Origin of the sequence: uncultured Desulfovibrio sp., from assembly GCF_944324505.1 — a bacterium.
Taxonomy (GTDB): domain Bacteria; phylum Desulfobacterota; class Desulfovibrionia; order Desulfovibrionales; family Desulfovibrionaceae; genus Desulfovibrio.
Genome location: NZ_CALUWO010000013.1, coordinates 1 through 5,775 on the forward strand (window position 1 = coordinate 1; position 5,775 = coordinate 5,775).

The window sequence follows — 5,775 nt, forward strand, 5'->3', positions numbered from 1 at the left end:
CCCCGCTGGCCCACCCTGACCAAGACCGTCAAGCACATCCTTGACGTGTACGCGGCCAATGCCAACAAGTACGAACGTCTGGGTGACTGGGCCAACCGCATCGGTTGGGAAACCTTCTTCAAGCTCACCGGCCTGAAGTTCACCCATCATCTGATCGACGACTTCCGCGATCCGGCCTACTACACCTGGCGCCAGAGCACCCAGTTCAAGTTCTAGTCCAGGTTTGCTGCAACCCCGGCGGTGCCTGGCGCACCGCCGGGACAGGAGAAGAAAATGGCTGACAAAACTGATAAAGACATTATTGTTGACTTCCTCAAGGGCAAGTCCGCTGCCAAGTCCAAGTTCTACTTCAAGGACTTCACGGACCTCTTCCCCGACAAGGGTCCCCGCGAAGTGAAGAAGATCCTCACCCAGCTGGTGAACGAGGAAGTGCTGGAATTCTGGTCTTCCGGTTCCACCACCATGTACGGTCTGAAGGGCGCCGGCAAGCAGGCCCACACCGAAGGCGAGGACTAGTCGTCCCCTCGCTGGGGTGTGACCTCCGGGTCAGCACCGTCAACCATCGAAAAAGTATTGCCGCAACGCAAGTTGTGGCAATCTTTTTTATGGGCAGCAGGATATCCCTATGAGCACCGAATTTACGCTTTCTCCGGCGGAGCAGCAGGCTCTCGCCCATCTTGCCCGGCAAAGTATCGAAAGCACGCTACGGCCCCCGTCCCGCCCCGTGTCCCCCGCATTGCCGCAGGCCCTGGCCCACGGCATTCTCAGCCAGCCGCTTGGCTCCTTTGTCACGCTCAAAAAGGCCGGGCAGCTGCGCGGCTGCATCGGCACCATGGTCGGTCAGGAGCCGCTTTTTGCCAATGTCTGGCGTATGGCGCAGGCCGCGGCGTTTCACGACTGGCGCTTTGCGCCTCTGACGCTGGACGAATGGCCCGACGTGCGCATAAGCATTTCCGTTCTGGGGCCGCTGACGCCCTGCCCCGGTCTGGCGCATGTGGTGCTGGGGCGCCACGGCCTGCTGCTGGAAGCCGAGGGCCGGCATGCCGTCTTTCTGCCGGAAGTCCCCGTTGAACAGGGCTGGGACAGGCTGACCTATGTGGAGCAGCTCTGTCGCAAGGCCGGTCTGCCACCCCACAGCTGGAAGCTGCCCCAGGCCCGCCTGTTTTGGTACGAAACAGTACATATTGATGCCGCGCCGGACGCCTGATCTTTCCCGAAGCGCGCTGCCCTGCCCGTTTCCGTGCCTGTGCCTGCTTCGGCGGGCACAGGCAGTCGTATCCGTCCCGGCGTTCCTCTGCATCCCCGCGTCGATCACGCTCCCCGCTCCCGCGCTACGCCCGCCCTTTCCCTTTTTCCACAGCAGCAATAGCCTCCCCTGGGCGCGTGGAAAAAGGGAGCTGACATCCCTGTCTTTCTCGGGCCTGCCTATGCCTCACGGCCTGATGCGGAACAGCGTTGTCCGCAGTGCAGGCCCTGTCCCCGCTGCTCCGGGGCCGGCATGGCCTGTACCTGTCAGCCCCGCTTTTTCACGCGCCAGCTGCTCCGGCGACGCGCTTGTACGCCCGCAGGGCCTCCGCAGGGGCTTTGCTTTGCCCAGCCGCGGGAGAAGCCGCAGGCTCACTCCCGGTTCCCCTGTTCCCGTGCCCGCTGTGCCCAAAAACCGGTCTGACGATGTCCCTGCGCCGCCGCATGCCATGCGTCTGCCCTCAAAAGCAGACTGTCTCCTTGTTATTCTTCGCAATCAGAAAACATTCCCTCCCTGTCCGTGACTCTGGAAAAAAATTTTATCTCCCTCTTGACCCTATAGCAACTATAAGCACTATGGTCTGTACAGAGCCATTGAGACACCGGGCATACGCCAAACCATGCCCGCTGGAGGAAAAGGATGGAAACGGATACCCTGGTAGCATGTCCCTGCGGGCAGTTTCACCCGCGTGGATTTATCTGTGATAAGGCCCGGCAGCTGAAGCATGCCGCGACGAAACCGGCGGCCCCGGCCGCTGCCAAAGCCGCGCACCAGCATACCCACCATGAACATGCAGACTGCGATGCGCACCAGCATGCGCCAACGCCGTCCTGCTGCTGCCACGGCCATGCCCATGTCCAGGAAGCGGGCAGCCCGCAGGAAGAGACCGCGCCGCTGGGGGAAGCCTCGGCACAGCGTGCCGTCTACCGCATTGCCAACATGGACTGCCCCATGGAAGAGGCGCTTATCAGGAAAAAACTGGCGAACATGCCGGGCATCACCGGCCTGAACTTCAACCTCATGCAGCGCGTCCTCACCATTGACCATGACCTGCCGTCCACCACGGGCATAGAAGACGCCCTGAAATCCATTGACATGACGCCGGAACCGCTGACGGCCTCCCGTGGCGAAGAAACGGCCTTCCTCATCAACGGCATGGACTGCCCGGAAGAGGAACGCCTAATCCGCAGCCGACTTGCCCCCATGCCGGGCGTGCTGGCGCTGGATTTCAACCTGATGCAGCGTGTGCTGCGTGTGCGGCACACGCCGGAGGCATTGCCCGGCATATCCGCTGCGCTGGCCTCCCTGAACATGGATGCCCGGCGCCTTGACACCACTGCCCCCCAAAGCGCCCCGCTACCGGCGCCGCATATTCCCTGGAAGCGTCTGGCCCTTGCGGGCGTCTTTGCCGCCCTGTCCGAAGGAACGGAACTCTTGCAGGCATGGGGAGCAGCGCCCCTGGGCCTTGATCTGTCTGCCTGGACCGTGGGGGGCGTTTCCGTGCTGTCCTGCCTGCCGCTGCTCTTTGCCATCGTGGCCATTGCCCTGAGCGGCCTGACCACCTATCGCAAGGGCTGGGTGGCTGTTTCCAATGCCAATCTGAATATCAATGCCCTTATGTCCGTTGCCGTCACGGGCGCCGTGTGTATCGGCCAGTTTCCCGAAGCGGCCATGGTCATGGTGCTGTTCAATATCTCGGAAGCCATCGAGGCCCTTGCTCTGGACAAGGCGCGCAATGCCATCAAGGGCCTGCTTGCCCTTGCCCCCGAAACGGCCACCGTGCAGCAGAAGGACGGCAGCTGGCGCGACATGGATATCCGCGACGTGGCTGTGGGCAGCCGGGTGCGCGTGCGGCCAGGGGAAAAGATCGCCCTGGACGGCAGCGTGGTTTCCGGTCAGTCCATGGTCAACCAGGCCCCCATTACCGGCGAAAGCATGCCGGTGGAAAAAACGGCCGGAAGTCCTGTCTACGCGGGAACCATCAATGAGTCCGGCTCCTTTGAATTCACGGTGACTGCCCCGGCCTCTCATTCCACCCTGGCCCGCATCATTCACGCCGTGGAAGAAGCCCAGGGAAGCCGGGCCCCCATACAGCGCTTTGTGGATACCTTTGCCAAATACTATACGCCGGCGGTCTTTCTGACGGCCATTGTGGTAGCCCTTGTTCCGCCGCTGTTCCTGCACAGCGCCTGGATGGATGCCATCTATACCGCCCTGGTGGTCCTGGTCATCGGCTGCCCGTGCGCCCTGGTCATTTCCACCCCGGTCAGCATCGTCAGCGGCATGGCCGCCGCCACCCGCTACGGCATTCTCATCAAGGGCGGCATGTTCCTTGAGCAGGGCAGACGGCTGACCTGCCTGGCTCTGGACAAGACCGGCACCATCACCCACGGCAAACCGCGCCAGACGGACATTGTCCCCATGGGCAGCCGTGCGGAAGATGCGCTCCGTTCGCTGGCGGCCAGTCTGGCAGCCCGTTCCGATCACCCTGTTTCCCGGGCCATTGCCCAGGCCGCTGCGGCTGACGGCATCCCGCTCCAGACCGTGGACAACTTTGCGGCCATTCCCGGCCAGGGCATTCGCGGCAGCATTGACGGCAAGGACTGGTTTCTGGGCAGTCACAGAATGGTGGAAGCGCTGCAATGCTGCGCAAAAGCCGTCGAGGAACATATATTCCGCTTGGAAAAACAGGGAAAGACCGTGGTGGCCCTTGTGGGGGAAGGCAGCGTGCAGGGCCTGTTTGCCGTGGCGGATACGGTCAAGGACAGCAGCCTGGAAGCCATCAGCACGCTGAAGACGCTCGGCGTGAAAACCGTCATGCTCACCGGTGACAATGAACATACGGCCGAGGTCATTGCCCGGCAGGTGGGCGTGGACGAGTTCAAGGCCAACATGCTCCCGGAAGACAAGCTCGCCGTCATCGAGCAGCTGGAGCAGCGCGGAGAAATCGTGGGCATGGTGGGCGATGGCATCAACGACGCCCCTGCCCTGGCCAGAGCCAACATCGGCTTTGCCATGGCCGGCGGCGGTACGGATACCGCCATTGAAACCGCCGATGTGGCGCTTATGGATGATGACCTGCGGAAAATCCCCCGCTTTATCCGCCTGTCCCGGTCCACCTATGCCATTCTGGTGCAGAACATCTCCCTGGCCCTGGGCGTCAAGGCCCTGTTCTTTGCCCTGACCTTTACCGGACATGCCACCATGTGGATGGCGGTCTTTGCCGATGTGGGCACGGCCCTGCTGGTGGTGGCCAATGGCCTGCGCGCCATGCGGAAATAATAACAGCATTATCCCCACGAGTTTCAAAAACGGGCAGACATGGAAACGACGGTTTCCATGTCTGCCCGTTAGTATCTTTCAACGACTCAGGATGCCATGCTTTCTTTTCCCACCCAGGCGGCATTCCCAACTCCATGTATGGGCTATGCCGCCTCTTCCAAGGCCGCAGATCGTCCGGCCTTGTCATGGATTCGGGGATGACCTGGCCGGCTTTTCATGGGCCGGATGCCGAACACCCGGCATGTTTTTCGAAATTTGCGTGATATGCACAGCGGCCCTGTTCTCAAGAGGTCCAGCCCGCTCCTGTTCCCGCCCACATCTGCCAGACAACGGCAGACCAGAAAAATGCCACAACCGATTCTACTGTCCCGTCCAGAAGAATCAGCGTACAGACCACCTGTAAAGCACCAGCATTACAAATATGCGGGTATTCCCGGCTGAAACACCATAGCCAGACGTAGCGCCTTCCTGCGTCTATCACCACACAGAAGGTTTTGCCTCCAGCAAAACCCATCGCGCACGACGCGAAAAACAACGCATCTTCGAGCAAACCCAGCCGGCCCGCCATTTCCTCCCGGCCAGTGGCGTCGCCGCAGGGAGAAAAATTTTCCGTATGGCTTTTCCTTGATCTTGCCGCGACAGCACAAGGGACGGGAGCGTTGTCCGCAAGCGCCGCCAACCGGCAGCGACTTTTCCCTTTTCTGACCGAACGCAGGCGCATGCCGCCATTCTGCGGCCGCAGCAGTGGCGGGCATGCTGTCTGCCCTCCGGCCATTTTCTCTCGACCTCTGGGCGTAATCAGAACACGGCGGCTCGTTCCCTGTCTGGCCCGCAAGCCGGCACCAACAGCCCCGCCTGCCCGTTTTCCTGCCCAACCGGCTGCGTTGCACAGCCCTGCCTTTGCGGCTGTCGCGACGATCAGCATTACATGCGTAGCCAAAAACGCATGTCGTTACTGCGGCGCATTGTCCCCGCTGCCAGCCCGCCGGCAGCAACCATGCCGCCCTGTCTCCCTGACTGAGCGTGCCATCCCTCCTCCTCTGCCGGACCGGGACAGCCTTCTGGCAGATGCACCACCGCAGGCCCTCTGCCCGGAGCAGGCGGCAGCAGGCGCCACAGACAAAAAAAGCGGCCAGAGGAGGCCGCATAAACAAAGAACCCCTCGCGCGTAACGCAGCGAGGGGTTCTGGAACAATCTTTGGCAGCGGCCTACTTTCCCACATGACGTTATGCAGTATCATCGGCGA

4 protein-coding genes and 1 pseudogene are annotated in these 5,775 nt (G+C 61.7%); 4 read left to right on the plus strand and 1 reads right to left on the minus strand.

Annotation, left to right across the window (positions count from 1 at the left end; all coding sequences use genetic code 11):
• The 4 genes and pseudogenes from Q0J57_RS10000 to Q0J57_RS10015 form a co-directional block, all read left to right on the plus strand.
• Window positions 1-216 (plus strand): annotated as a pseudogene (locus Q0J57_RS10000) (sulfite reductase, dissimilatory-type beta subunit); the annotation flags it as partial.
• A 57-nt stretch (window positions 217-273) separates the two neighbouring features.
• Complete coding sequence (locus Q0J57_RS10005; RefSeq protein ID WP_297219824.1) at window positions 274-516, plus strand: dissimilatory sulfite reductase D family protein; 243 nt, start codon at window positions 274-276, stop codon at window positions 514-516.
• A gap of 109 nt (window positions 517-625) precedes the next feature.
• Window positions 626-1,207, plus strand: a complete 582-nt coding sequence (gene amrA, locus Q0J57_RS10010; protein WP_297219826.1) for an AmmeMemoRadiSam system protein A — start codon at window positions 626-628, stop codon at window positions 1,205-1,207.
• A 678-nt stretch (window positions 1,208-1,885) separates the two neighbouring features.
• Window positions 1,886-4,528, plus strand: a complete 2,643-nt coding sequence (locus Q0J57_RS10015) for a heavy metal translocating P-type ATPase (protein ID WP_297219828.1) — start codon at window positions 1,886-1,888, stop codon at window positions 4,526-4,528.
• A gap of 283 nt (window positions 4,529-4,811) precedes the next feature.
• Here Q0J57_RS10015 and Q0J57_RS10020 read toward each other — a convergent pair whose 3' ends face one another.
• Window positions 4,812-5,249 carry a hypothetical protein gene (locus Q0J57_RS10020; protein WP_297219830.1) on the minus strand — a complete coding sequence of 146 codons (438 nt, stop codon included), beginning with the start codon at window positions 5,247-5,249 and terminating at the stop codon, window positions 4,812-4,814.
• Window positions 5,250-5,775 lie beyond the last annotated feature (526 nt).